The sequence below is a fragment of the Amycolatopsis sp. NBC_01307 genome, assembly GCF_035975215.1.
Taxonomy (GTDB): Bacteria; Actinomycetota; Actinomycetes; order Mycobacteriales; family Pseudonocardiaceae; genus Amycolatopsis.
Genome location: NZ_CP108403.1, coordinates 3,270,793 through 3,292,426, shown reverse-complemented (window position 1 = coordinate 3,292,426; position 21,634 = coordinate 3,270,793). Strand labels below are relative to the sequence as shown.

The window sequence follows — 21,634 nt, the reverse complement described above, 5'->3', positions numbered from 1 at the left end:
ACGCGGGAGCGTCGGCTCGACCGGGTGCCGCCTCGGAAGCGGGATGGGCGCGATCAGTTCTTCATAGTGGAGCCAGGTTAACGCAACGACTGTAGAGTTAGTCAACTCGATATGGCCTGGGTCACATCCGGCAGCTGCGTGGTCGAGCGTTCGGCCGCGGCGGTGCCGTCCGTGAGGAACCCGAGCAGGGCGGTGAGCTGGCGCCGGTCCAGGTGGGCCAGGCGCTCGCCCACGAACCGGGCCATCGGCGCGTACAGCTCCGCGAGCTCGGCCATCCGGTCCGGCAGCGGCCGGACGACGAGCCGGCGCCGGTCGGCGGGGTCGGGCGCGCGCTCGGCGAGCCGGTGCAGCGCCATCCGGTCGAGCAGCCGGGTGAACGCGCCGGTGGTCATGCCCAGCAGCCGGGCGAGCTCGGTCGGGGAGTCGCTGACGCCGCCGTGGAGCAGGTGCAGGCAGTGCAGCTCGGTGGGCGTGACGGCCATCCGCTCGGCGACCGCGGCGTGGAAGAGCGCGGTCGACCCCACGAACCGGGGGAGGGCGAGGGCGGCGGCGGTGGCGAGTTCGCGCTGGTCGGGCAACATCCATCCCAGGTTCGGTGACGACGCAGTCACTGCTTCGCGCAGTCGCTGCCCGGCGAACGATAGCGGAGCCGATTGACAAACCCACAGGCGGGATCAACTATGAAAGAACACTTTCGAAACGATCCTTTCAGATAGGTGACCGATGGCCGAGCTGCCGCCGCGCAAGCGGGTCGAGGACGTCGAACTGCTGCGGGCGCTGTCGCACCCGCTGCGGTCGGCGCTGCTGCACCACCTGACCTCCGTCGGGCCGCGCACCGCGAGCGAGTGCGCGGAGGCCGTCGGGTCGACCGCCTCCAACTGCAGCTGGCACCTGCGGCAGCTCGCGCAGTACGGCCTGGTCGAGCGGGCGGACGCCGAAGACGGCCGGGAGCGCCCGTGGCGGGCCCGGCAGGTCGGGCTCGACCTCGGCGACATCGACGACGACCCGGTCCGCCGGGCGGCCCAGCTCGGGGTGGTCGGCGCGAGCCTCGCCAACGAGCAGGAGCTGACCCAGCGCTACCTCGACTCGCTGGACGACCTCGACCCGGCGTGGCGGTCCGCGGCCGGGCTGAGCAGCTACTCGCTGCGCGTCACGCCGGAGGAGCTGACCCGGCTCTCGCACGCGATCGACGCCCTGGTCCGGCCCTACGTCGGCGCGATTCGGACGGACGTGCCGCCCGGCGCGCGCCCGGTGCACGTCGGCGTGCGCGCGTTCCCGCGCATCGAACACTCGGGGAAGGCGGAGGAATGAAGCAGCTGCTGGGGGTACCCGCGTTCGCGCGGTTGTGGGTGGCCGCGTTCTTCGGCGAGACGGCCGAGTGGATGCTGCAGGTCGCGCTGCCGGTCTACGTCTTCCAGCGCACCGGGTCCGCGGCGTCGACGGCGTTGAGCATCGTGCTGGGCCTGCTGCCCGCGGTGCTGCTCAGCCCGGTCGCCGGCGTGGTCGCCGACCGCTGGAACCGGCGGGCGGTGCTGTTCGGCGTCTGCTGCGGCCTTGCCGTCGTCGCGCTGCCGCTGCTGGCCGAGCCGGGGATCGCCGTCGTGTACGCGGTGATGGCCGCCCAGGCGGCGCTCGCGTCGGTGTTCGAGCCGACGCGCAACGCGCTGGTCCCGGAGCTGGTCGGCGTCGAGGAGGTCACCGGCGCGAACGGGCTGATGAGCGTCAACGGCAGCGTCGCCCGGCTGGCCGGCGGCTGGGCCGGGGGCGCGCTGCTGGGCTTCGGGGGACTCGCGGACGTCATCACCGGCTACCTGATCGTGCTGGTCGTGGCCGCAGGCCTGCTGGCGAAGCCGTTCCGCCGGGTGAGCGCGCCCATGCCGGCCGCGGCACCCGAACCGGTGGTGCAGGCGTGGCTGGACGGGCTGCGGGAACTGACGCACAACCGCCGGTTGTGGCGGACCGGGCTCGCCGTGGTGCTCACCTCGCTGGCCCAGGGCATGTTCCTGGTGCTGTTCGTGGTGTTCGTGCTGCAGGTGCTCGGCGGCAGCGAGGCCGACGCGGGCCTGCTGCGCGGCGTGCAGGCGGTCGGCGGGCTCGCGGCAGGCTTCGCCATCGCGACCGTGGCGCGCCGGGTGGCGCCGGCCAGGCTGCTGGGCTGGGGCTCGATCGTGCTGGGCCTGGTCTCCGCGGTGATCTGGAACCTGGCGCTGGCGACGACCGCGCTGGGCGTCTACGTGGGGTTGTTCGTGCTGGTGGGCGCCCCCGGCGTGGTCGTCGGCGCCGGCGTGCTGTCGGAGATCCAGAGCGCGGTCGCGCCGGAGCGGGCGGGCCGGGTGCTGAGCACGACGTTCGCCGTGATGGCGACGTTCAGCACCCTCGGCGCGCTGGCGGCCGGGACCCTGGTCGCGACGACCGGGCCCGCGGTGCTGCTGGACGTCCAGGCCGGGGTCTACGTCCTCGCCGGCGTCCTGGTGCTCGTGCGGAAAACCCGCCGAATCACCCGGTTCGGGGACGTCGGGGAAACGGTGGTGGCTACGGTGGAGGGGTGCCGCACCTCTTCGCCACCAGCGACCTCCACGTGACCCACGAGGGCAACGGCCCGATCCTCGACTCCGTCGTGCCCGAGACGCCCGAAGACTGGCTGCTCGTGGCGGGCGACGTCGCCGAGCGGGCCGACGTCACGATCGCGACGCTGAAGACGTTGCGCGAGCGGTTCGCGAAGGTCGTCTGGGTGCCGGGCAACCACGAGCTGTGGACCACGAAGACCGACGAGTGCCAGCTGCGCGGCCAGGCGCGCTACGAGCACCTCGTCGAGGGGTGCCGCGAGATCGGCGTCCTCACCCCCGAGGACGAGTACCCGGTGTGGCAGCACGGTTCGCGGCCGCTGACGATCGCGCCGCTGTTCCTGCTCTACGACTACAGCTGGCGGACCCCGGCGGCGGAGGGCAAGTCGCTGGAGGAGGCGCTGCGCCAGGCCCGCGAGGCCGGCGTGGTCTGCACCGACGAGTACTTCCTGCACCCGGACCCGTACCCCAGCCGCCAGGCCTGGTGCGCCGACCGGCTGAAGATCAGCACCGAGCGGCTCGACGCGATCCCCCAGGACCACGGCACGATCCTGATGTCGCACTGGCCGCTGCACCGCCACCCGACCGCGCCGCTGTACTGGCCGGAGTTCGCATTGTGGTGCGGTTCGACCAAGACCGAGGACTGGCACCTGCGCTACCGCGCGGAGATCGCGGTGTACGGCCACCTGCACATCCCGCGCACCACCGAAGCCGACGGCGTCCGCTTCGAAGAGGTCTCGCTGGGTTACCCGCGCGAGTGGCGCAAGCGCGCCCGGGGCGCGGTGCCGATGCGCCGCATCCTCTGGCCCTCCTGACCCGCCGCGAGCCGCACTTTCGCCGAGAAAGTGTTCCGGAGTTACGACCTCCGCATCCGGGTTCACCCGAATGAGTAGGGCCGGATCTGGCGCCGCGCGGGTCCCGGTCGACGTCATCGCCGCGGACGGACACCTCGGCCTGCGCCCGGATCGCGGTCACGTCGGGCCGGTCAGTGCGACCGAGGTTTCGGTCGGCGACCTCCGGTCGGTCGCGCGGACCGGCGCGGGTGCAGTCGTCAGGACTCGGCGCGGCGGCGCTCCCTGAGTGCTCGGACGCGGCCGCGGCTGGCGCACGCCGGGGAGGGGCACCAGCGGCGTCGCCCGCCCGGGTCGGCGAACACGCCCCGGCAGTCCTGCTCCGGGCAGGCACGCAGGTCGGCGCGCAGGGGGCCGGTGAGCCAGTCGGCCGCCTGCAGCGCGAGCCTGCTCAAGGCGTCGGCCACCGTCGCCGGAGCGCTGCGGTGGAGCCGGTCGAGCGCGGCCAGGTGCATCGGCTCGGCCCGGAAGAACGTCGTCAGCGACCGCACCTGATCGGCTCGCGGCGCGACCCCGTCGACCACGCCGAGCGCCAGTTCGCGCAGCGCCTCGCGCAGCCGGTGCGCCGCCTCGACGTCGGCGTCGGTGACCAGCGCGAGCGGCGTCAACCCGACTTCGGCGAGCCACTCGGCCAGCCGGTCCCGCGTCGGCATCCGTTCCACCGGGCTCGCCCCGAAGTGGCGGCCGCGGGTGGCCATGAGGTCGAGCCAGGGGGCGCCGCTGTCGAAGCGGAAGGCGTGGTCGTCGGGCATGCTCGCATTGTAACGGGTCAGCCGTTACACTCGACGGCATGACCGCTGACCCGCAGGTCCGGACGGTGCTGGGTGACATCGATCCGGCCGAGCTGGGCGTGACGAACGCGCACGACCACCTCTTCTTCGCCTCGAAGCTGCTGCCGGGCCAGGAGCTGGACGACCCGAGCGCCGCCACGGAAGCGCTCCTCGAGTTCAAGGTGTGGGGCGGCTCGGCGCTCGTCCAGTGGACGCCGTACGGCCTCACGCGCCGGACCCGGGAGCTCGCTTGGATGTCACAGGAGCTCGGTGTGCACGTGGTCGCGGCCACCGGCCTGCACCGCGCGGAGCACTACGACCCGGCGATCCTCGACCGGGTGACCGACGACCTCGTGCGCGAGTTCGTCGCCGACCTGACCGAGGGCACCCAGCCCGCCGACCTGCCGGACGAGCCGCGCACCGGCCCGCGCGCCGGGCTGGTCAAGGTCGCCGGCGCGTTCCACTCGATCGACTCCCACGCGCGGCTGACCATGACCGCCGCCGCGGTCGCCCAGCAGGAGACCGGGGCCACGATCGCCGTGCACCTGGAGCTCGGGACCGCGGCGCTCGAGACTGTCCACCTGCTGTGCGAGCAGCTGGACGTGCCGCCGGAGAGCGTGATCCTCGGGCACCTCAACCGCAACCCCGACGTGCGCATCCAGCGTGAGATCGCCGAGACCGGCGTCTTCCTCGGGTTCGACGGCCCGTCCCGGGCCAACCACGCGACCGACTGGCAGCTCTTCGACGGCCTGGAAGCGCTCGTCGAGGCCGGCCACGGCGGGCAGATCCTGCTGGGCGGCGACACGACGACCGCCGCGGCCCGGCGGCAGCCGGGGGCGTCCTACCTGCTCTCGACGCTCGCGCCGCGGCTCACCAAGGTGCTCGGCGGCGACGTCGTCACGGCCATGCTGGTGGCGAACCCCGCCCGGGCGTTCGCCACCAGCTGGCTCAAGTGACCTGGCGCAAGTGACTCAGCGGAGGCCGAAGCCTTCCTGGCCCCCGTTGCCGCCGCGGCCGCGGCGGCGCAGGTAGCGCTCGAACTCGGCGGCGATCTTGTCGCCGCTGACGTCCTGCTCCGCGACCTCGGTCTGCGCGTCGCCGCGCTCCTCGAGCCCGCGGACGTACTCGCTGATCTCTTCGTCCTCGTCGGCCATCTCGCTGACCGTGCGCTGCCACTCCTCGGACTGCTCCGGCAGCGCGCCCAGCGGGATCTCGACGTCGAGGATGTCCTCCAGCTTGTGCAGCAGCGCCAGCGTCGCCTTCGGGGACGGCGGGTGCGACACGTAGTGCGGCACCGCGGCCCAGATCGAGACGGCCGGGATGCCGGCCTGGACGCAGTAGTCCTGCAGGATCCCGACGATGCCGGTCGGGCCCTGGTAGTTGTTCAGGTCGAGCCCGTAGAGCGACGCGGTGTCCTTGTCGTACGCCGTCCCGGTGACCGGGACGGGCCGGGTGTGCGCCGTGTCGGCGAGCAGCGCGCCCAGTGTCACCACGGTCGCGACGTCCAGCTGCTGGATGTGCTCGAGCAGTTCGGCGCAGAAGGCGCGCCAGCGCATGTTCGGCTCGGGGCCCTGCACGAGGACCACGTCGCGGTCGAACCCGTCGGGGCGGCACACCGACAACGTCGTCGTCGGCCAGTCGACGCGGCGGGTGACGCCGTCGACCATGCGGACCGTGGGCCTGCTGACCTGGAAGTCGTAGTAGTCGTCCGGTTCCAGCTCGGCCAGTGGTGTGGCGTCCCAGTTGAGCTGCAGGTGCTCCACGGCGCGGCTGGCCGCGTCACCTGCGTCGTTCCAGCCTTCGAAGGCGACCACCATCAAGGGCCGGGAGGGTTCGGGGCGGTCGCCAGGCGGCCGCGGGGTCTCGTCGACGGGCTCACTCACCGGACCAGCCTACGACCACCGGGCCCAGGCTGTTCAGCACGTCCGGCGGCCTGTCGCCGCCGTTTACCGGCGTCACCCGTCCGGACGGCGCAGCGCCGGCCTTCCTCCCGGCGGTGTGGCGGGCGCCTCAGCCGCCCCGTTGGCCGTCGAGGAGTTCTCCCGGCTCGGCTACCGTGGAGTGCGGGGACCGCGCCCGGAGCGGAAACCCCGGCACTTCACCACCCGACCCCGGAGAGGATCCACTGTGGACGGTCTCGACGCCGTGTTGTTCGACATGGACGGAACACTGGTCGATTCCGAGAAGCTGTGGGACGTCGCGCTGTACGAGACGGCGGAAGCCCTGGGCGGCAAGCTCTCCGAAGAGACGCGGATGACGCTCGTCGGGTCCAACATGGACGACACGGCCGCCTGCCTGCTCGAGGTCGCCGGCCGTGAGGTGACGCCGGAGGCGATCGTCGAAGCGGGCGTGCTGATCCGGCGCCGCACGGCCGGGCTGTTCGACGACGCGCTGCCGTGGCGCCCCGGCGCCCGCGAAGTGCTGGCCGCCGTGCGCGCGGCGGGCCTGCGTTCGGCCCTGGTCACCTCCACCGAGCGGGACCTGACCGAGCTGGCGCTGAACACCATCGGCCGCGAGTTCTTCGACGTCTCCGTGTGCGGCGACGAGGTCGAGGGGTTCAACAAGCCGCACCCGCGCCCGTACCTCAAGGCCGCCGAGCTGCTCGGCGTCGCGCCCGGGCGCTGTGTCGCGATCGAGGACTCGCCGCCGGGCACCGCGTCGGCGGTCGCCGCCGGCTGCACGGTGCTGGTGATCCCGAACGACGTCGACGTCGAGCCGGGGGAGCGGCGCGTCTTCCGCGACACGCTCGTGGGTGTCGACGCGCGGGCGCTGACGGCTCTGCTCGGCTGAGCACCCCCATGTCGCTTTTCCGCTAGCCGGGGCGCGCGGACTCGGCGATGCTGGGGGCGTGCACGAGGACTTCGAGCGGTGCGTGCGGGCCGTGCAGGCGAAGGACGCCCGGTTCGACGGGTGGTTCTTCACGGCGGTCGTGACGACCCGGATCTACTGCCGGCCCAGCTGCCCGGTGGTGCCGCCCAAACCGCGGAACATGACCTTCTACCCGAGCGCCGCGGCCGCCCAGCAGGCCGGCTTCCGGGCGTGCAAGCGCTGCCGCCCGGACGCCAGCCCGGGCTCGCCGCTGTGGAACGAGCGCGCGGACCTCGTCGCCCGGGCGATGCGGCTGATCGCCGACGGCGTCGTCGACACCGAAGGCGTCCGCGGCCTCGCCGCCCGCCTCGGCTACAGCGTCCGGCAGGTCGAGCGCCAGGTACTGGCGGAACTCGGCGCCGGGCCGCTGGCCCTGGCCCGGGCCCAGCGCGCGCAGACCGCGCGGACGCTCATCGAGACGACCACGCTGCCGATGACCGAGCTGGCCCTGGCCGCCGGGTTCGGCAGCATCCGGACGTTCAACGACACCGTCCGCGAGGTGTTCGCCCTCTCGCCGACCGAGCTGCGCACCCGGGCCAAGAGCAAGCCGGGCGCCGCGGCCGGGGCGATCGAGCTGCGGCTGCCGTTCCGCAAGCCGCTCTGCCCGGACAACCTGTTCGGGCACCTGGTGGCCACCGGCGTGCCGGGCGTGGAGGAGTGGCGCGACGGCGCCTACCGCCGCACGCTGCGGCTGCCACGCGGGCACGGCGTCGTCGCGCTGCGTCCCGGAGACTCCGCCGCCGGTCACATCGCCTGCCGATTGACCCTGTCCGACCTGCGCGACCTCCCGGCCGCCACCAGCCGCTGCCGCCGTCTGCTCGACCTCGACGCGGACCCGGAAGCCGTCGACGGCCAGCTCGCCACCGACCCGCTGCTGGCCCCGCTGGTCGCGGCCGCGCCGGGCCGGCGCGTCCCGCGCACGGTCGACGGCGCCGAGTTCGCCGTCCGCGCGGTGCTCGGCCAGCAGGTGTCGACGGCCGCCGCGCGCACCCACGCCGCCCGGCTCGTCGTCGCGCACGGCACCCCGATCGAGGACCCCGAAGGCGGCCTGACGCACCTTTTCCCGTCTCCCGAGGCGCTGGCCGACCTGGACCCGGAGACGCTCGCCATGCCGCGCAGCCGCCGTCGCACGCTGCTCGCCCTGGTCGAGGCGCTGACCGGCGGCGGCCTCGACCTCGGCGCGGGCAGCGACTGGGCCGGGACCCGCGCCGCGCTGAACGCGTTGCCCGGCTTCGGGCCGTGGACCGTCGAGAGCATCGCGATGCGCTCGCTCGGCGACCCGGACGCGTTCCTGCCCACCGATCTCGGCATCAAGTACGCGGCGGAGACGCTCGGCCTCGGCGGCCCGGCGGCCGTCGTCGCGCGGTCCGCGGCGTGGCGCCCGTGGCGCGCGTACGCCACCCAGCACCTGTGGGCCACCGGCGACCACGCCATCAACCGCATGCCCGCCGCCTGACCCACCCACGACAGGAGAATCATGCGTTCCCACACGGTGGTGGACAGCCCGTGCGGCCCGCTCACCCTCGTCGCCCAGGGCAACGCGCTCTGCGGGCTGTACATGGTCCAGCAGCGCCATCGCCCGGACGAGCTCACGTTCGGCGAACCCGACCCGGGCGCGGAGATCTTCGTGCGGGCCGAAACCGAGCTGAAGGAGTACTTCGCCGGGCAGCGCCACGAGTTCGAGGTGCCGCTCACCTTCGTCGGCACGCCGTTCCAGCAACGGGTCTGGGCCGCGCTGCGGGAGATCCCTTACGGCAGCACCACTTCCTACGGCGAGCTGGCCGACCGGCTGGGGCAGCCCACGGCGTCGCGCGCGGTCGGGCTGGCCAACGGCAAGAACCCGGTCAGCATCATCGTTCCCTGCCACCGCGTCGTCGGCGCGAGTGGTTCGCTGACCGGCTACGGCGGCGGCCTCGAACGGAAGCGCTATCTGCTCGACTTCGAACAGGAGCACGAAGCCCGCTTCTGACCAGCGTCGATCCCACCCTTCGGGAGCCGATGTCCACGGAGGTGTGACATCGGCGGCACCGGGACCGGCCCGGGGCGGCGTCACCCCGGCCGGGGTGGAAGGATCTGCAGACCGTGAAGACCTTCGATGAGCTGTTCGCGGAGCTTGCCGAGCGCGCGCGTACCCGTCCCGACGGGTCCGGCACCGTCGCCGCCCTGGACGCCGGAGTGCACGCCCAAGGCAAGAAGGTGCTGGAGGAAGCCGGCGAGGTGTGGATCGCCGCCGAGCACGAGTCAGACGACCGGCTCGCCGAGGAGATCTCCCAGCTGCTGTACCGGCTGCAGGTGCTGATGCTCGGCCGCGGTCTGTCGACCGAGGACGTCTACCGCTACCTGTGACGGGTGGTCCACCGCTCGCTGAACGAGGAGAGAAGCGAAATGCTGCGTGTTGCCGTGCCGAACAAGGGAGCCCTCGCCGCCACGGCGACGGAGATGCTCGGCGAGGCGGGCTACCGGAAGCGGCATGAGCAGCGCGACCTGACGATCCTCGACACGGTAAACGAGGTCGAGTTCTTCTTTCTGCGCCCCAAGGACATCGCGATCTACGTCGGCTCCGGCGACCTCGACCTCGGCATCACCGGCCGCGACCTCGCGCTCGACTCGGGCGCGCCGGTCGAGGAGATCCAGGCCCTCGGTTTCGGCGGCTCGACGTTCCGCTACGCGGCCCCGGCGGGCCAGGACTGGAAGCCGGCCGACCTGCAGGGCAAGCGGCTCGCCACGTCGTACCCGCGGCTGGTGCGCGAGGACCTCGCCCGTCACGGCGTCACCGCCGAGGTGATCCGCCTCGACGGCGCGGTCGAGATCTCGATCCAGCTCGGGGTCGCGGACGCGATCGCCGACGTCGTCGAGTCCGGCCGCTCGCTGCGCCAGAACAACCTGGTGGCCTTCGGCGACCCGATCTGCGTGTCGGAAGCCGTGCTGCTGCAGCGCAAGGGCACCGAGCAGAGCAAGGCGAAGAGCCAGCTCGCGGCGCGGCTGCGCGGGGTCGTGTTCGCCCAGCAGTACCTGATGCTGGACTACGACTGCCCGCGGACGCTCGTCGAGCGCGCCATCGCCATCACGCCGGGCCTGGAGTCGCCGACGGTGGCCCCGCTCGCCGACGACGACTGGGTGGCGGTGCGCGCGATGGTCTCGCGCAAGGACGTCAACCGCGTCATGGACGAGCTGGCCGAGGTGGGCGCGAAGGCGATCCTGGCCTCGGACATCCGCTCCTGCCGCCTCTGAGTCCCACCGGTCGTGAGTGGTAATGCGGGTTAGAACCCGCATTACCACTCACGACGGGGTCAGCGGGGGCGGTGCGGCTTCTTGGGCAGCAGGTCGTAGAGGCCCTTGCGGGCGCCGTTGTCGTTGGCGTTGCGGGCCACCGAGACCTCGGAGATGAAGTCCTCGAAGACGAACTCCTCGTCCGCCGGGATCACCGCGGGCGCCGAGTTCTGCTCCAGGTACGTGTCGAGCGTGCCCGCGATCTCGCGGAACGACAGCGCCTGCAGCGTTTCCGGGGCGTAGGTCGTCACCGGGACGCCGTGGGCGGCGGCCTCGTTCATCACCACGCCCAGCGGCAGGTGCGACAGCATCGGGATGCCGAACTCGTACATCTCCTGCAGCGCCGCGGCCGCGTAGTGCGAGATCGGCCGCCGGTAGAGGCTCGGCACCAGCCCGAACCACGACAGCGGCTGCCGGCCGACGGTCTGCTCGACGTAGCGCACCTGATCCGCCAGCAGCCGCAGCGCGCGGATGCTCGTCTTGTCCGGCTGCACCGGGACCAGTATCCCGTGCGACGCCGCCAGCGCGTTGTTCGTCAGCACGTCGAGCGCCGGCGGGCAGTCGATGATGCAGTGGTCGTAGTTGGCGAACTGGATGACCCGGGCCAGCTGCCAGCCCGGCACGCGGAACGAGTCGAGCCGCCGGATCAGGTCGAACATCCCCGGCGACGTCGGGATGACGTCGAGCGCGCCGCCGCGGCCGAGGTTGCTGCGCGGATGCGGCACGACGAGGTCTTCGATCGGCCCCTTCCACTTCTTGGCCAGGGCTTTCGCCAGGGTCGGCGCGTCCCCGCGGACCTCGGCCAGGCCGAGCATCTCGGTCGTCGCGTGGCCCTGCGGGTCGAGGTCGACCAGCAGCACCCGCCGGCCGCGCTCGGCCAAGGCCGCCGCGGTGCCGACGCTCAGCGAGGTCTTGCCGACCCCGCCCTTCTGGTTGACCACCGAGGTGATCTGCATGCCGGAGCGCTCCTCATGTCGGTCGTTCCGCGAAGGTTATTGGATGCGGGCCCGTTGTGGTTGGCTATCCGCCCCCGGCCTGTCGCGGACGCACCATCAGCGCCTGCGCGCCGGTGGCCACCGGACCGTCGCCGTCGTGCAGGATGCTCGTCGCCGTGCCGACGCCGTGCTTGCCGACCAGCGTGACGGCGTCGAGGCCGATCCACTCGCCCGCAGGCGGCCGGCGCAGGTGCACGGTGAGCTCGGAGTTGATGAACCACCACTGCCGCGGGTCGAGGTAGTTGGACACGCCGTTGCCGGAGTCGGCGACCGCGAACAGCCGCTGCAGCCCGCTCGGCTCCTCGCCGTCGACCAGCGGGACGCGCTGGCGGGCCCACACCGCGGCCGAACCGGGCACGTCCATGCCGCCGCGGACCGCGCGCCACTCCAGCGCGTCGAGGTAGCCGCCGTTCCAGCCTTCCGGCCAGGCCGACTCCGCCACGGTGTCCGGTGCCGGCAGCAGCGGGCCGCCGTCGGTGCTCACCGCCGCGGTGTCGGACGTCGCGATGCGCCACGCCGACGCGCGCGCGACGACCCGCTCGCTCGTCGCCAGCTCGGCTTGCAGCAGCTCCACCGACCGGCCGGGCCGCTCCACCCGGGCGCGCACCAGCAGCTCGGTCACCGGTGCCGGGCCGAGGATCTCGACGGTCACCCGCGCGAGCTCCGCTGGGTGGTGCGGTTCGACGTTTTCGAGTGCCCGGACCAGCAGCGCCGACGGCGGCCCGAAGTGCTGGGAGTCCGGGGTCCACGGCCCGGCCGTGTGCGCGGTCGCGGTGAACCGGCCCTCGCCGTGGGGGACGTAGAACGCGTCGGCCATCAGTCGGCCCGGTCCAGCGGCGTCTCTTCGCCGGCGTCGGGTTCCGGCCAGCCGGGGTACGCCGGTGGGGTGCCGCCGTACTCGGGGCAGTGCGCCTGGTGGTCGCACCAGTTGCACAGCTTGCTCTTGTTCGGCCGGAAGTCGCCGGTCTTGCCCGCCTTGAGGATGGCCTGCCAGATGGCTTCCAGGGTCCGCTCGAAGCGGATCAGCTCGGCCTCGTCCGGGGTGTAGGCCAGCGACTGGCCGTCGGTCAGGTACATCAGCTTCAGCTGGCGCGGCACGATCCCGCGCAGCCGCCACAGCACCACGGCGTAGAACTTCATCTGGAACATCGCCTTGGCTTCGCCGATTTCCCGCGGCGCGGCGCCGGTCTTGTAGTCGACGACCCGGATCTCGCCGGTGGGCGCGACGTCGACGCGGTCGATGTAGCCGCGCAGCAGCACGCCCGAGCCGAGCTCGATCTCGACGTGCAGCTCGCAGGCCTCCGGTTCGAGCCGCCGCGGGTCTTCGAGGCCGAAGTAGGCGTCCAGCAGCTTCTCGGCCGACCGCAGCCAGTCGGCGTGGTCGTCCGGCTTCGCGGCGTCGAACAGCTCGGTCCACTCCGGACGGTCCTCGGACAGCTCGGTCCACGCCGGGCCCAGCAGTTCGCGGGCCTTCGGCGGCACCCGTTCGCCGGCGGGCAGCGCGAAGAGCCGTTCCAGTACCGAGTGGACGAGCGTGCCGCGCAGCTGAGCCTTCGTCGGGACCTCCGGCAGCCGGTCGACCGCGCGGAACCGGTAGAGCAGCGGGCACTGCTTGAAGTCACTGGCCCGGGACGGTGACAACGCGGGCCGCCGCCGCACCCGCGTGGCGACGGCGGAGTCCGCGGCGTCCATGGGGGTGGGCGGGTCCGTGGTGACAGTGTCGGCGTCGGGCATGGGCAGAGCGTAACGCCGGGGTCCGACAGTTCCGGCGACCGCAACGCCCGGCACCGGCACCCGTACGGCGAACTCGCGTACCCGGACGGTCGGTTCGCGTGCCCGGACAGCCGGTTCGCGTACCTGGAGGGTCGGGTCGCCGGTTACACGACCCGGTCGCGGGCGGGGCCGGATCACCCGCTCCTGACACCGGGGGCTCTAGGCTCTGCGGCATGGCCGCGACCAGTGAGCAGGGCACCGGGGGCTCCCGGCAGGCCGTCCTCGGGGACGGCGGCGGCCTCGTGCTGTTCCGCGTCGCCGGTGTCCCGGTGCTGCTGGCGCCGTCCTGGTGGATCGGCTCGCTGATCGTCGTCGTCCTGTACGCGCCGCTGGTCGGGCGGCTGCTCCCGGACGTCTCGACGCTGATGTCGTGGCTGCTGGCCGCGGCGTTCGCGCTGCTGCTGGGGTTGTCGGTGCTCGCCCACGAGCTCGGCCACTGCCTCGTCGCGTTGCGGCTGGGCATCCCGGTGCGGCGCCTGCGCTTGTTCCTCCTCGGCGGGCTGTCCGAGGTCGCCCGCACCCCGAAACGGCCGAGCGACGAAGGCCTGGTGGCCGCGGCCGGCCCGGCGGTGTCGCTGGTGCTGGGCGGGTTCTGCGGGCTGCTGATGTTCGCCGTGCCGCCGGGCGGCGCGGTCTGGCTGCTGATCGCCGAATGCTCCGTGGCGAACCTCGCCGTCGGCGTGTTCAACCTCCTGCCCGGCCTCCCGCTCGACGGCGGCCGGCTGGTCCGCGCCGGCGTCTGGGCGGCCACCGGCATCCGCGCCAAGGGCACCCGCGCCGCGGTGGGCGGCGGTGCGGTCGTGGCGGCGGGACTGCTCGTGTGGGCCCTGTGGGGCCTCGCGACGGCCAGTCCCGACCGCTGGCTGCGCCTCGGTGTCTGCGTCGTCACGGCGTGGTTCGTCATCCTCGGCGCGCGGTCCGAGCTGGCCGCCGAACGGCGGCGCGGCTGGCCCGAGGGCCTGGTGCTGGGCGAGCTGGTCCGGCCCGTGCTGCAGCTGCCGGCGGAGAGCCCGGTGTCGGACGCGCTGGCCGCGTCGGCGGGCCGGGGCGTGGTGCTGGTCCGCGCGGACGGCGTCGCGGCCGGGTTGCTGGACGAGGGCGCGGCGGAGCGGCTGGCGAGCACGTCGCCGCACGCGCCGGCCGAGCTGGCGGCCGAGCCGATCCGCGCCGAGACCGTCCTGCTGGCCTCCGAGCCGGGGGAGGAGATCGTCGAGCGGGTCCGCGAGACCCCGGCGTGGCAGTTCCTCGTGGTCGACGACGAAGGCCGCCCGGCGGGCGTGCTGCGCCGGGACGACCTGCGCGCCGCGCTGAACCGCCGTACCCGCTGACCCCGCGGCCCGGGCGGCCTGCGAAGATCTGTCGTCGGTCAAACGGCAAGAGGCCATTCGGGGTACTGGAGGAAGTGTTGTCGGTCAGCGGACCGTTTCGTGCGGGTGATCGGGTGCAGTTGACCGACTCGAAGGGGCGGCACTACACCCTGACGCTGGCCGACGGCGGTGAGTACCACACCCACCGCGGCGGCCTCGCCCACGACGACCTCATCGGCCGTCCCGAAGGCTCGGTCGTGACTTCGGTGGGCGGCTCGACGTACCTGGCGCTGCGCCCGCTGCTGCCGGACTACGTGCTCTCGATGCCCCGCGGCGCGCAGGTGATCTACCCGAAGGACGCCGCCCAGATCGTCATGTGGGGCGACATCTTCCCGGGCGCGCGGGTGCTCGAGGCGGGCGCCGGTTCCGGCGCGCTGACGTGCTCGCTGCTGCGCGCGGTCGGCCCGGCCGGGCAGGTGAGCTCGTACGAGATCCGCGACGACCACGCGGTCCACGCCGAGCACAACGTCGTGAAGTTCTTCGGCGAGAAGCCGGCGAACTGGACGCTCACGGTCGCGGACCTGGCCACGCACGAGGGCGAGGTCGACCGGGTCGTGCTGGACATGCTGGCCCCGTGGGACCAGCTCCCGAACGTCGCCGCGCACCTCGTCCCCGGCGGCGTGCTGACGGTCTACGTCGCGACGGTCACGCAGCTTTCGCGCGTCACGGAGTCGTTGCGCGAGCAGCAGTGCTGGACCGAGCCGGAGTCGTGGGAGACGCTGATGCGACCGTGGCACGTGGTCGGCCTGGCGGTCCGCCCCGACCACCGCATGGTGGCGCACACGGCGTTCCTGCTGACGGCGCGCCGGCTGGCGGACGGCACCGTCTCCCCGCGCGTGTCGCGGCGCCCGGCCAAGGGCAAGGGCTGAGCTAGCCCGGCACGCACCACTTCCCGCTCTCCTTGTGCAGCGGGAACGGGGTGTCCTTCGTGCCGCCCGCGGCCTCGACGTGCACCACCGCCGTCGCCGACTCGCCGCGCAGTTCCGGGGGTTTCGGCAGGCTCGCCTTCACCTCGCCCGCCGCGTCCCACGTCCGCTGCAGCCCGGCCAGGGCCTCGGTGGTCTGCGGGCGGCAGGTGAGCTCGCCGAACGCCGCCGAGTCGTGCCGGGAGATCGCGGCGACGATCGCGTCGGCCAGCACCTTCACCGCCGCCGCGTCGACGGCGTCCGGGGGCGGGGCCGTGGACGTGCGGGCCGGCGCGGGCGGCGTGGCCGACGGCGGGGGCGTGCTGCCGGACGGCGCCACGAGCAGCAGTCCCAGCACGACACCTGCGACCGCCACACCGGCCAGCACGAGCCCGGCGGTGAGCGCGCGGTTCACCGCCGGCGCGGCCTCACGAGCCGTCCGCCTTGACGTTGGACAGGCACCAGAGACCGGACTCCTTGGCCGCCGACATCGTGCCGACCTTGGTCGCCGCGCCGTCGGTGGCCGAGTAGCGGACCGTGGACTTGTCGCCGACGTCCTTCGGGTCTTCGGTGAGCTTCACCGTCACCTTGGGGATCTGGCCGGTCGTGCCTTCGTAGACGCTGCGGCAGATGACGTCGCCGAGCGCCTTCTCGTCACCCGCGTTGTACGCGTCGATCGTCGAGGCGAACAGCTCCTGCGAGCTGGGCTTGCCGCCGGGGGCGGGGCCGCCGACCGGCTTCGTGGTCTTCGTCGACGGGCTGCTCGGCGTGGTGCTCTTCTTCGGGGTGGTCTTCGGCGCCGACGTCGGCGCGGGGGAGCTGCTGCTCGCCGGCGGCGCGGCCGTGGTGCTGTCGTCCCCGTTGAGGGCCAGCACCAGCGCCGTCACGCCACCGCCGACGACGATGACCGCGCCCACGGCGATGCCGATGATGAGCCCGGTTTTCTTCTTCTTGGGCGGCGGCCCGTCACCGAAGCCGCCGCCACCGCCGCCGTACGGGTCGTAGCCGCCGTAGTTCTGCTGGTTCGGGTCGTACCCGCCCGGCTGCTGCTGGCCCCACTGGTCCTGCTGGCCGCCGTACGGGGGCTGAGCGCCCGGCTGGGGCGGGTAGCCGCCCTGCTGCGGCTGCTGGCCGTAGGGATCCGGCTGGCCGAACTGCTGCGTGCCGCCGTAGCCCGGCTGGGACTGGGGTCCGCTCTGGGGGTAGCCGCCCGGCTGCTGACCGTAGGGCCCGGGCTGCTGCCCGTAGCCGCCGGGCTGCTGGCCGTAGCCGCCCGGTTGCTGCGGCGGGTAGGTCATGTGTGATGCCCCCTAGCGTTCCCACGACGAGATTCGGCCATCCGGTGGCCGCGTCGGCCCGATGCTAGTCACCGCGCGTGCTCGCCGCGCGGTTAGGGCGCAACTGGCCGGAAATGCCCGGCTTCGGCACGGTTGGGCCTCCCGGGGACGGGGTACTCCCTGCGTGCTTGGTTCGTCCAGCTCCGGAAGACCCCGTTCCGACCCCGTGTCACGGCACACAAATGGCCCCTTGTGCTGCAGGAATGTCCGTGCTGGACCAGGTGAAGAAACCGCGACGCGCCGATCTTGTGATGCGGAAAGGCCTTTTCTTGTCGGTGATCGCCGGTACCGTGGAATGAAAAGCACTCCGAGGAGGTGCCCGATGCATCATGACCTTCCCGGAGGTCGGCGCGAGGAGGCCGACCCTTCAGCAACATCCGGAGCTGGGACGACGGCGGACGAGCAGGCAAGGCAGATCCGCTTTCTCGAAGAGGAAGTGGCGCTGCTGCGCCGCAAGCTGACCGACTCGCCGAGGCAGAACCGCGTTCTCGAACAGCGGCTCGCCGAGGCGTCGGAAAGGGTGAGCCAGCTCACCGAGCGGAACACCAAACTGGTCGAAACCCTGCGCGAAGCGCGAGGACAGCTCCTCGCTCTCCGTGAAGAGGTCGACCGGCTGGCCCAGCCACCGTCCGGGTACGGCGTGTTCGTCACGTCGTACGAGGACAACACGGTGGACGTGTTCACGGCCGGCCGGAAGATGCGGGTGTCGGTTTCGCCCGCGGTGGAGATTTCGTCGTTGCGACGCGGCCAGGCGCTGCGCCTCAACGAAGCCCTGACCGTGGTCGAGGGCGGCGACTTCGAGCGCACCGGCGAGGTGTGCGCGTTGCGCGAGGTGCTCGCACCGGACGTCGAGGGCGCCAGCCCTCGTGCGCTCGTGGTCGGGCACGCGGACGAAGAGCGGGTTGTGCTGCTCTCCGATCTGCTGGCGGAGCAGCCGCTGAAGCCCGGCGACTCGCTCCTGGTCGACTCCAAGGCCGGTTACGCGTACGAGCGCGTGCCGAAGGCGGAAGTCGAAGACCTGGTGCTGGAGGAGGTGCCCGACGTCCGCTACGAGGACATCGGTGGCCTCACCCGGCAGATCGAGCAGATCAGGGACGCGGTCGAACTGCCGTTCCTGCACGCCGACCTCTACCAGGAGTACCAGCTGCGCCCGCCGAAGGGCGTCCTGCTCTACGGCCCGCCGGGCTGCGGCAAGACGCTCATCGCCAAGGCGGTCGCGAACTCGCTGGCCAAGAAGGTGGCGGCGGCGCGGGGCGACAACGAGGACGGGAAGTCCTACTTCCTGAACATCAAGGGTCCCGAGCTGCTCAACAAGTTCGTCGGGGAGACCGAGCGGCACATCCGCTTGATCTTCCAGCGGGCGCGGGAGAAGGCCTCCGAGGGCACCCCGGTGATCGTGTTCTTCGACGAGATGGACTCGATCTTCCGGACCCGTGGATCGGGCGTTTCGTCCGATGTGGAGACCACGATCGTCCCGCAGCTGCTCTCCGAGATCGACGGCGTCGAAGGCTTGGAAAACGTCATCGTCATCGGTGCCTCGAACCGTGAGGACATGATCGACCCGGCGATCCTGCGGCCGGGCCGGCTCGACGTCAAGATCAAGATCGAGCGTCCGGACGCCGAAGGCGCGAAGGACATCTTCTCCAAGTACCTGGCCGAAGGCCTGCCGATCCACGCGGACGACCTCGCCGAGTTCGGCGGCGACGCCAAGGCGACGTTCGACGCGATGATCCAGCACACCGTCGAGCGCATGTACGAGGAGAGCGACGAGAACCGGTTCCTCGAGGTGACCTACGCCAACGGGGACAAGGAAGTCCTGTACTTCCGCGACTTCAACTCGGGCGCGATGATCCAGAACATCGTGGACCGGGCGAAGAAGTCGGCGATCAAGTCCGTGCTGGAGACCAACCAGCCCGGCCTGCGCGTGCAGCACCTGCTGGACGCGATCGTCGACGAGTTCGCGGAGAACGAGGACCTGCCGAACACCACCAACCCGGACGACTGGGCCCGGATCTCCGGCAAGAAGGGCGAGCGGATCGTGTACATCCGCACGCTCGTCACCGGAAAGAACACGGACTCGGGGCGGGCGATCGACACCGCCACGAACACCGGTCAGTACCTGTAGATCGAACATCCCGGTGGGGCGGTCGCTGCGGCGACCGCCCCACCGGCGTGTCCGGGGTCAGTCCCGGACCAGCTCCCCTTCGGGCGCCGGCAGTGCGGCCTTGCGGCGGACGCGCAGCCGGCCGTGCGCGGCGAGAATGCCCAGCACCACCAGGATCGCGCCGGCGGGCTGGTTCCAGCTCACCGGTTCGTCCAGGACCGCCACGCCCAGCAGCACGCCGACGACCGGTGTGAGGTAGGTCACCGCCGACGCGTTCGCCGCGCCCCAGGCCGCGATGATCCGGACGTTCCAGACATAAGCCAGGCCCGTGCCGAAGACGCCGAGCGCCACCGTGCTCAGCACGACCGGCAGCGTCGGGTGGATCGGCGTCACCGCGATCGCCGGCGCCAGCAGCCCGAGGATGACCGTCGCCGACGCCGTCTGCCCGAACGCGACGACGACCGGGTCCGCCCCGCGCGGCGAGACGAACCGGCGCATGTAGACGAAGCACGCGCCGTAACACGTGGTGGCGCCGAGACAAGCGAGCTGCGCGGTCAGCTGGTGCGACACGTCGACGCCGTGCCACACCCCGACGATCGTGAGCACGCCCAGGAACCCGAGCAGCAGGCCGAGCACCCGCGGCGGCGTGAACCGCTCCTCGGGCAGGGCGGCTGCGGCCAGCAGCATCGTGATCAGCGGCGTCGTCGCGTTGAAGATGCTGGCCAAACCGGACGAAATGTACTGTTCCGCCCACGAGAACAGCAGGAACGGCACCACGCACAGCAGCACCGACACGACGACGAGGTGGCCCCACAGCGCGAGATCGCGGGGGAGCGCCCGGCGGCGGACCAGCAGCACCGCGGCCAGCGCCAGCGCGCCCAGTGAGACCCGGGCCAGCGCGACCTGCGCGGGGGAGAGGCCGTCGAGGCCCACCTTGATGAACAGGAAGCTCGCGCCCCACACGGCCGCGAGCAAGCCGAACCGCACCGTGACCCCGAAACCCATGACGCGCAGTCAAGCCGGGCGACCGCCGCCGGAGCCAGCGATTTTCGGACGTCGTCGTGTGTATAACGACCTATACCGCCGGGGTAGGATCAAGCCCGTGGGGGCTACGAACGACGAAGAACCGCCGTGGCGGCGGGCGCTCGCGCACGTCGCCGGCCTGGTGTCGGGGCCGCCGCTCGCCGCGGACCTGGACGTCACCGTGCACTTCCACCCGGACCGGCTGGTGGGCGGGGTGCCGCTGCTGCGGCACCTGGCCGACGACGGCGTCTACCGCTCGCAGTTCGAGACCGGCACGAGCAACGGCGGCTTGACCGCCCACCCGGGCGGCGACCGCTGGCGCTGGGAGCACCGGATCTTCGGCGGCGCCTACGACGACGGGCCGCCGTCGGGGCGGCCCAAGTACGGCGCGCTGAACCACCGCCGCCGCCCGGCCGGCGGCTCGGTCCGGTTCGGCTCGGCCCACTTCCGGCTGAAGCGCGACGTGCTGCGGCGGACGACTTTCTGCTACCCGGACAGCTTCAGCGAGCCCGCCGACTTCGGCACGGCCGGCCACATGTCGCTGGTGGCCCTCGCCGACGAGGCGCCGGCGGACGTCCTCGACGACTACGTCGAGGCCCACGTGCACGGCCCGCTCCGGCTGGACACCGACGTCGCGGCCCTGGTGCTGGACCCGGCGTTCCGGGGGACCGACGTCGAGGCGGCCGCCGCCGCGCTGCCGTTCCCGACGTCGTGGCACCACGGCTTCCGGCTGCCCGTCGCGGTGCTCGCCGAGCACGCGGACTTCCGCGGCGAGGACGTCGTGCGGGCCGGCGAGGAGATCGCCGAAGACGGGTGGCTGGACGCCCGCGTCATCGGCGACGCCGTGCGGGCCGGCGCGCACGATCCGCAGATCCTCAAGCGCGTCTGGCACTGCACCGCGCGGTTCGGGCTACGCGACGGCGCCGACGGGTAGCAGCGCCTCGGCCAGCCGCCGCCAGTGCGGCAGCGCGGACTGCCCGGGCTCGATCCCGACGACCTGGACGCCGACGTGGTCGGCGCCCGCGTCGAGGTGCTCCTCCAGTCGGCAGGCGATCGTGTCGAGGTCGCCCCAGAACACCAGGTCGTCGACGATCCGGTCACTGCCGCGGCCGCCGTCGATGTCGGCTTCGGTGTAGCCGAGCCGGAGGAACTTGGCCACGTTGTACCGCTGCGTCAGGTAGGGGTGCAGGTGCTCCCGGGCGATCTCGCGCGCCCGCGCCGGATCGGTCTCGAAGAGGACGGCGTGCTCGACGCCGAGGAACGGGCGCTCGCCCAGGATCTCGCGCGCCTGCGCCGTGTGCCGCGGCGTCACGTGGTAGGTGTGGGCGCCGGCCGAGCGGTCGCGGGCCAGTTCGAGCATCTTCGGGCCGTACGCGGCCAGGACGCGCCGCATCGGCGCGGCGGGTGCGGGATTGGCGTTGGTGGCCGTGTCCAGGGCGTCGAGGTAGTCGTTCATCGCCCGCAGCGGGCTGGTCGTGCCGGGACGCCCGGCGCCGAAGCCGAGACCGAGCAGGTGGCGGTCCGGGTAGGCGTCGGCCAGCAGCAGGGCCGCGCCGCGCGTCCACCGCGGCTCGCGGGACCAGATCTGGGCGATCCCGTTGACGACGGCCAGGCGCCGGGTCGAGGCAAGCAGGAAACCGGCGTGGGTGAGGGCTTCCCGGCCGTCGCGCTCGGGGATCCAGACCGCCCGCCAGCCGAGGTCTTCCAGCTCCTGCGCGGTGTCGCGGGCCAGGCTCGCCGGCTGGTCCTCGAAGTCGAACGTCCAGATCCCGTAGCGCCCCAGGGGCATGTTGTCGATCGCGGTCAT

Annotated in this window: 23 protein-coding genes; 13 read left to right on the top strand and 10 right to left on the bottom strand. The window is 72.5% G+C overall.

Annotation, left to right across the window (positions count from 1 at the left end):
* Positions 1 to 101: 101 nt before the first annotated feature.
* Positions 102 to 578, bottom strand: coding sequence for a MarR family winged helix-turn-helix transcriptional regulator (locus tag OG439_RS13565; RefSeq protein ID WP_326951542.1), 477 nt, complete (start codon positions 576 to 578; stop codon positions 102 to 104).
* Positions 579 to 723: 145 nt separating this feature from the next.
* Between OG439_RS13565 and OG439_RS13560 the strand changes: the two genes are divergently transcribed.
* From OG439_RS13560 to OG439_RS13550, 3 genes are read left to right on the top strand one after another with little or no spacing between them, the layout of a single operon-like run.
* Positions 724 to 1,311 carry an ArsR/SmtB family transcription factor gene (locus tag OG439_RS13560; protein ID WP_326949723.1) on the top strand — a complete coding sequence of 196 codons (588 nt, stop codon included), beginning with the start codon at positions 724 to 726 and terminating at the stop codon, positions 1,309 to 1,311.
* Positions 1,308 to 2,582: an MFS transporter gene (locus OG439_RS13555; RefSeq protein ID WP_326949722.1), complete on the top strand. Its 1,275-nt coding sequence runs from the start codon at positions 1,308 to 1,310 to the stop codon at positions 2,580 to 2,582. Before OG439_RS13560 ends, OG439_RS13555 begins: the two co-directional genes overlap by 4 nt.
* Complete coding sequence (locus OG439_RS13550) at positions 2,546 to 3,379, top strand: metallophosphoesterase family protein (protein WP_326949721.1); 834 nt, start codon at positions 2,546 to 2,548, stop codon at positions 3,377 to 3,379. The genes OG439_RS13555 and OG439_RS13550 overlap by 37 nt, the downstream gene beginning before the upstream one ends.
* 236 nt (positions 3,380 to 3,615) lie before the next feature.
* On the opposite strand, the gene OG439_RS13545 is transcribed toward OG439_RS13550, so the two are convergent.
* The gene (locus OG439_RS13545) at positions 3,616 to 4,167 is read right to left on the bottom strand and encodes a CGNR zinc finger domain-containing protein (RefSeq protein WP_326949720.1); all 552 of its coding nucleotides are present in this window, start codon (positions 4,165 to 4,167) and stop codon (positions 3,616 to 3,618) included.
* 38 nt (positions 4,168 to 4,205) lie between these two features.
* Between OG439_RS13545 and OG439_RS13540 the strand changes: the two genes are divergently transcribed.
* The gene (locus OG439_RS13540) at positions 4,206 to 5,141 is read left to right on the top strand and encodes a phosphotriesterase family protein (RefSeq protein ID WP_326949719.1); all 936 of its coding nucleotides are present in this window, start codon (positions 4,206 to 4,208) and stop codon (positions 5,139 to 5,141) included.
* A 15-nt stretch (positions 5,142 to 5,156) separates the two neighbouring features.
* On the opposite strand, the gene OG439_RS13535 is transcribed toward OG439_RS13540, so the two are convergent.
* On the bottom strand, positions 5,157 to 6,068 hold the full coding sequence (locus tag OG439_RS13535) for a PAC2 family protein (protein ID WP_247051910.1): 912 nt from the start codon (positions 6,066 to 6,068) through the stop codon (positions 5,157 to 5,159).
* Positions 6,069 to 6,342: 274 nt separating this feature from the next.
* On the opposite strand from OG439_RS13535, the gene OG439_RS13530 reads away from it, so the two are divergent.
* The 5 genes from OG439_RS13530 to hisG all read left to right on the top strand — a co-directional run bounded on the left by OG439_RS13530 (position 6,343) and on the right by hisG (position 10,284).
* Positions 6,343 to 6,975 carry an HAD family hydrolase gene (locus OG439_RS13530; protein WP_247064304.1) on the top strand — a complete coding sequence of 211 codons (633 nt, stop codon included), beginning with the start codon at positions 6,343 to 6,345 and terminating at the stop codon, positions 6,973 to 6,975.
* A gap of 58 nt (positions 6,976 to 7,033) precedes the next feature.
* Complete coding sequence (locus OG439_RS13525; RefSeq protein WP_326949718.1) at positions 7,034 to 8,509, top strand: AlkA N-terminal domain-containing protein; 1,476 nt, start codon at positions 7,034 to 7,036, stop codon at positions 8,507 to 8,509.
* A 21-nt stretch (positions 8,510 to 8,530) separates the two neighbouring features.
* Positions 8,531 to 9,022 carry a methylated-DNA--[protein]-cysteine S-methyltransferase gene (locus OG439_RS13520; RefSeq protein WP_326949717.1) on the top strand — a complete coding sequence of 164 codons (492 nt, stop codon included), beginning with the start codon at positions 8,531 to 8,533 and terminating at the stop codon, positions 9,020 to 9,022.
* A 113-nt stretch (positions 9,023 to 9,135) separates the two neighbouring features.
* A complete protein-coding gene (locus OG439_RS13515; protein ID WP_247051907.1) occupies positions 9,136 to 9,399 on the top strand; it encodes a phosphoribosyl-ATP diphosphatase in 264 nt (87 codons plus the stop codon).
* 39 nt (positions 9,400 to 9,438) lie between these two features.
* A complete protein-coding gene (gene hisG, locus OG439_RS13510; protein ID WP_326949716.1) occupies positions 9,439 to 10,284 on the top strand; it encodes an ATP phosphoribosyltransferase in 846 nt (281 codons plus the stop codon).
* A 59-nt stretch (positions 10,285 to 10,343) separates the two neighbouring features.
* Here the strand turns inward: hisG and OG439_RS13505 are convergent, their stop codons facing one another.
* The 3 genes from OG439_RS13505 to OG439_RS13495 all read right to left on the bottom strand — a co-directional run bounded on the left by OG439_RS13505 (position 10,344) and on the right by OG439_RS13495 (position 13,052).
* On the bottom strand, positions 10,344 to 11,279 hold the full coding sequence (locus OG439_RS13505) for a ParA family protein (RefSeq protein ID WP_247051905.1): 936 nt from the start codon (positions 11,277 to 11,279) through the stop codon (positions 10,344 to 10,346).
* 64 nt (positions 11,280 to 11,343) lie between these two features.
* Positions 11,344 to 12,135 carry a thioesterase family protein gene (locus OG439_RS13500; RefSeq protein WP_247051904.1) on the bottom strand — a complete coding sequence of 264 codons (792 nt, stop codon included), beginning with the start codon at positions 12,133 to 12,135 and terminating at the stop codon, positions 11,344 to 11,346.
* Positions 12,135 to 13,052 carry a RecB family exonuclease gene (locus tag OG439_RS13495; RefSeq protein WP_326949715.1) on the bottom strand — a complete coding sequence of 306 codons (918 nt, stop codon included), beginning with the start codon at positions 13,050 to 13,052 and terminating at the stop codon, positions 12,135 to 12,137. The genes OG439_RS13500 and OG439_RS13495 overlap by 1 nt, the downstream gene beginning before the upstream one ends.
* A gap of 212 nt (positions 13,053 to 13,264) precedes the next feature.
* On the opposite strand from OG439_RS13495, the gene OG439_RS13490 reads away from it, so the two are divergent.
* Positions 13,265 to 14,419, top strand: a complete 1,155-nt coding sequence (locus OG439_RS13490) for a site-2 protease family protein (RefSeq protein ID WP_326949714.1) — start codon at positions 13,265 to 13,267, stop codon at positions 14,417 to 14,419.
* Positions 14,420 to 14,496: 77 nt separating this feature from the next.
* Positions 14,497 to 15,327, top strand: coding sequence for a tRNA (adenine-N1)-methyltransferase (locus OG439_RS13485; protein ID WP_326949713.1), 831 nt, complete (start codon positions 14,497 to 14,499; stop codon positions 15,325 to 15,327).
* A gap of 1 nt (position 15,328) precedes the next feature.
* Here the strand turns inward: OG439_RS13485 and OG439_RS13480 are convergent, their stop codons facing one another.
* Both OG439_RS13480 and OG439_RS13475 read right to left on the bottom strand, forming a co-directional pair.
* Complete coding sequence (locus OG439_RS13480; protein WP_326949712.1) at positions 15,329 to 15,778, bottom strand: hypothetical protein; 450 nt, start codon at positions 15,776 to 15,778, stop codon at positions 15,329 to 15,331.
* A 13-nt stretch (positions 15,779 to 15,791) separates the two neighbouring features.
* Positions 15,792 to 16,661 (bottom strand): hypothetical protein, encoded by an 870-nt coding sequence (locus tag OG439_RS13475; RefSeq protein WP_247051899.1) that lies wholly within the window; start codon positions 16,659 to 16,661, stop codon positions 15,792 to 15,794.
* Between the two features lie 361 nt (positions 16,662 to 17,022).
* Between OG439_RS13475 and arc the strand changes: the two genes are divergently transcribed.
* Positions 17,023 to 18,825, top strand: a complete 1,803-nt coding sequence (gene arc, locus OG439_RS13470; protein ID WP_247051898.1) for a proteasome ATPase — start codon at positions 17,023 to 17,025, stop codon at positions 18,823 to 18,825.
* Between the two features lie 57 nt (positions 18,826 to 18,882).
* Here the strand turns inward: arc and OG439_RS13465 are convergent, their stop codons facing one another.
* A complete protein-coding gene (locus OG439_RS13465; protein WP_326949711.1) occupies positions 18,883 to 19,809 on the bottom strand; it encodes a DMT family transporter in 927 nt (308 codons plus the stop codon).
* Positions 19,810 to 19,906: 97 nt separating this feature from the next.
* Here OG439_RS13465 and OG439_RS13460 point away from each other — a divergent pair, with 97 nt between their 5' ends.
* On the top strand, positions 19,907 to 20,761 hold the full coding sequence (locus OG439_RS13460; RefSeq protein WP_326949710.1) for a DUF3626 domain-containing protein: 855 nt from the start codon (positions 19,907 to 19,909) through the stop codon (positions 20,759 to 20,761).
* Here OG439_RS13460 and OG439_RS13455 read toward each other — a convergent pair.
* Positions 20,738 to 21,616: a TIGR03620 family F420-dependent LLM class oxidoreductase gene (locus tag OG439_RS13455; protein ID WP_442792331.1), complete on the bottom strand. Its 879-nt coding sequence runs from the start codon at positions 21,614 to 21,616 to the stop codon at positions 20,738 to 20,740. The two genes, OG439_RS13460 and OG439_RS13455, sit on opposite strands and share 24 nt — an antisense overlap.
* Positions 21,617 to 21,634 lie beyond the last annotated feature (18 nt).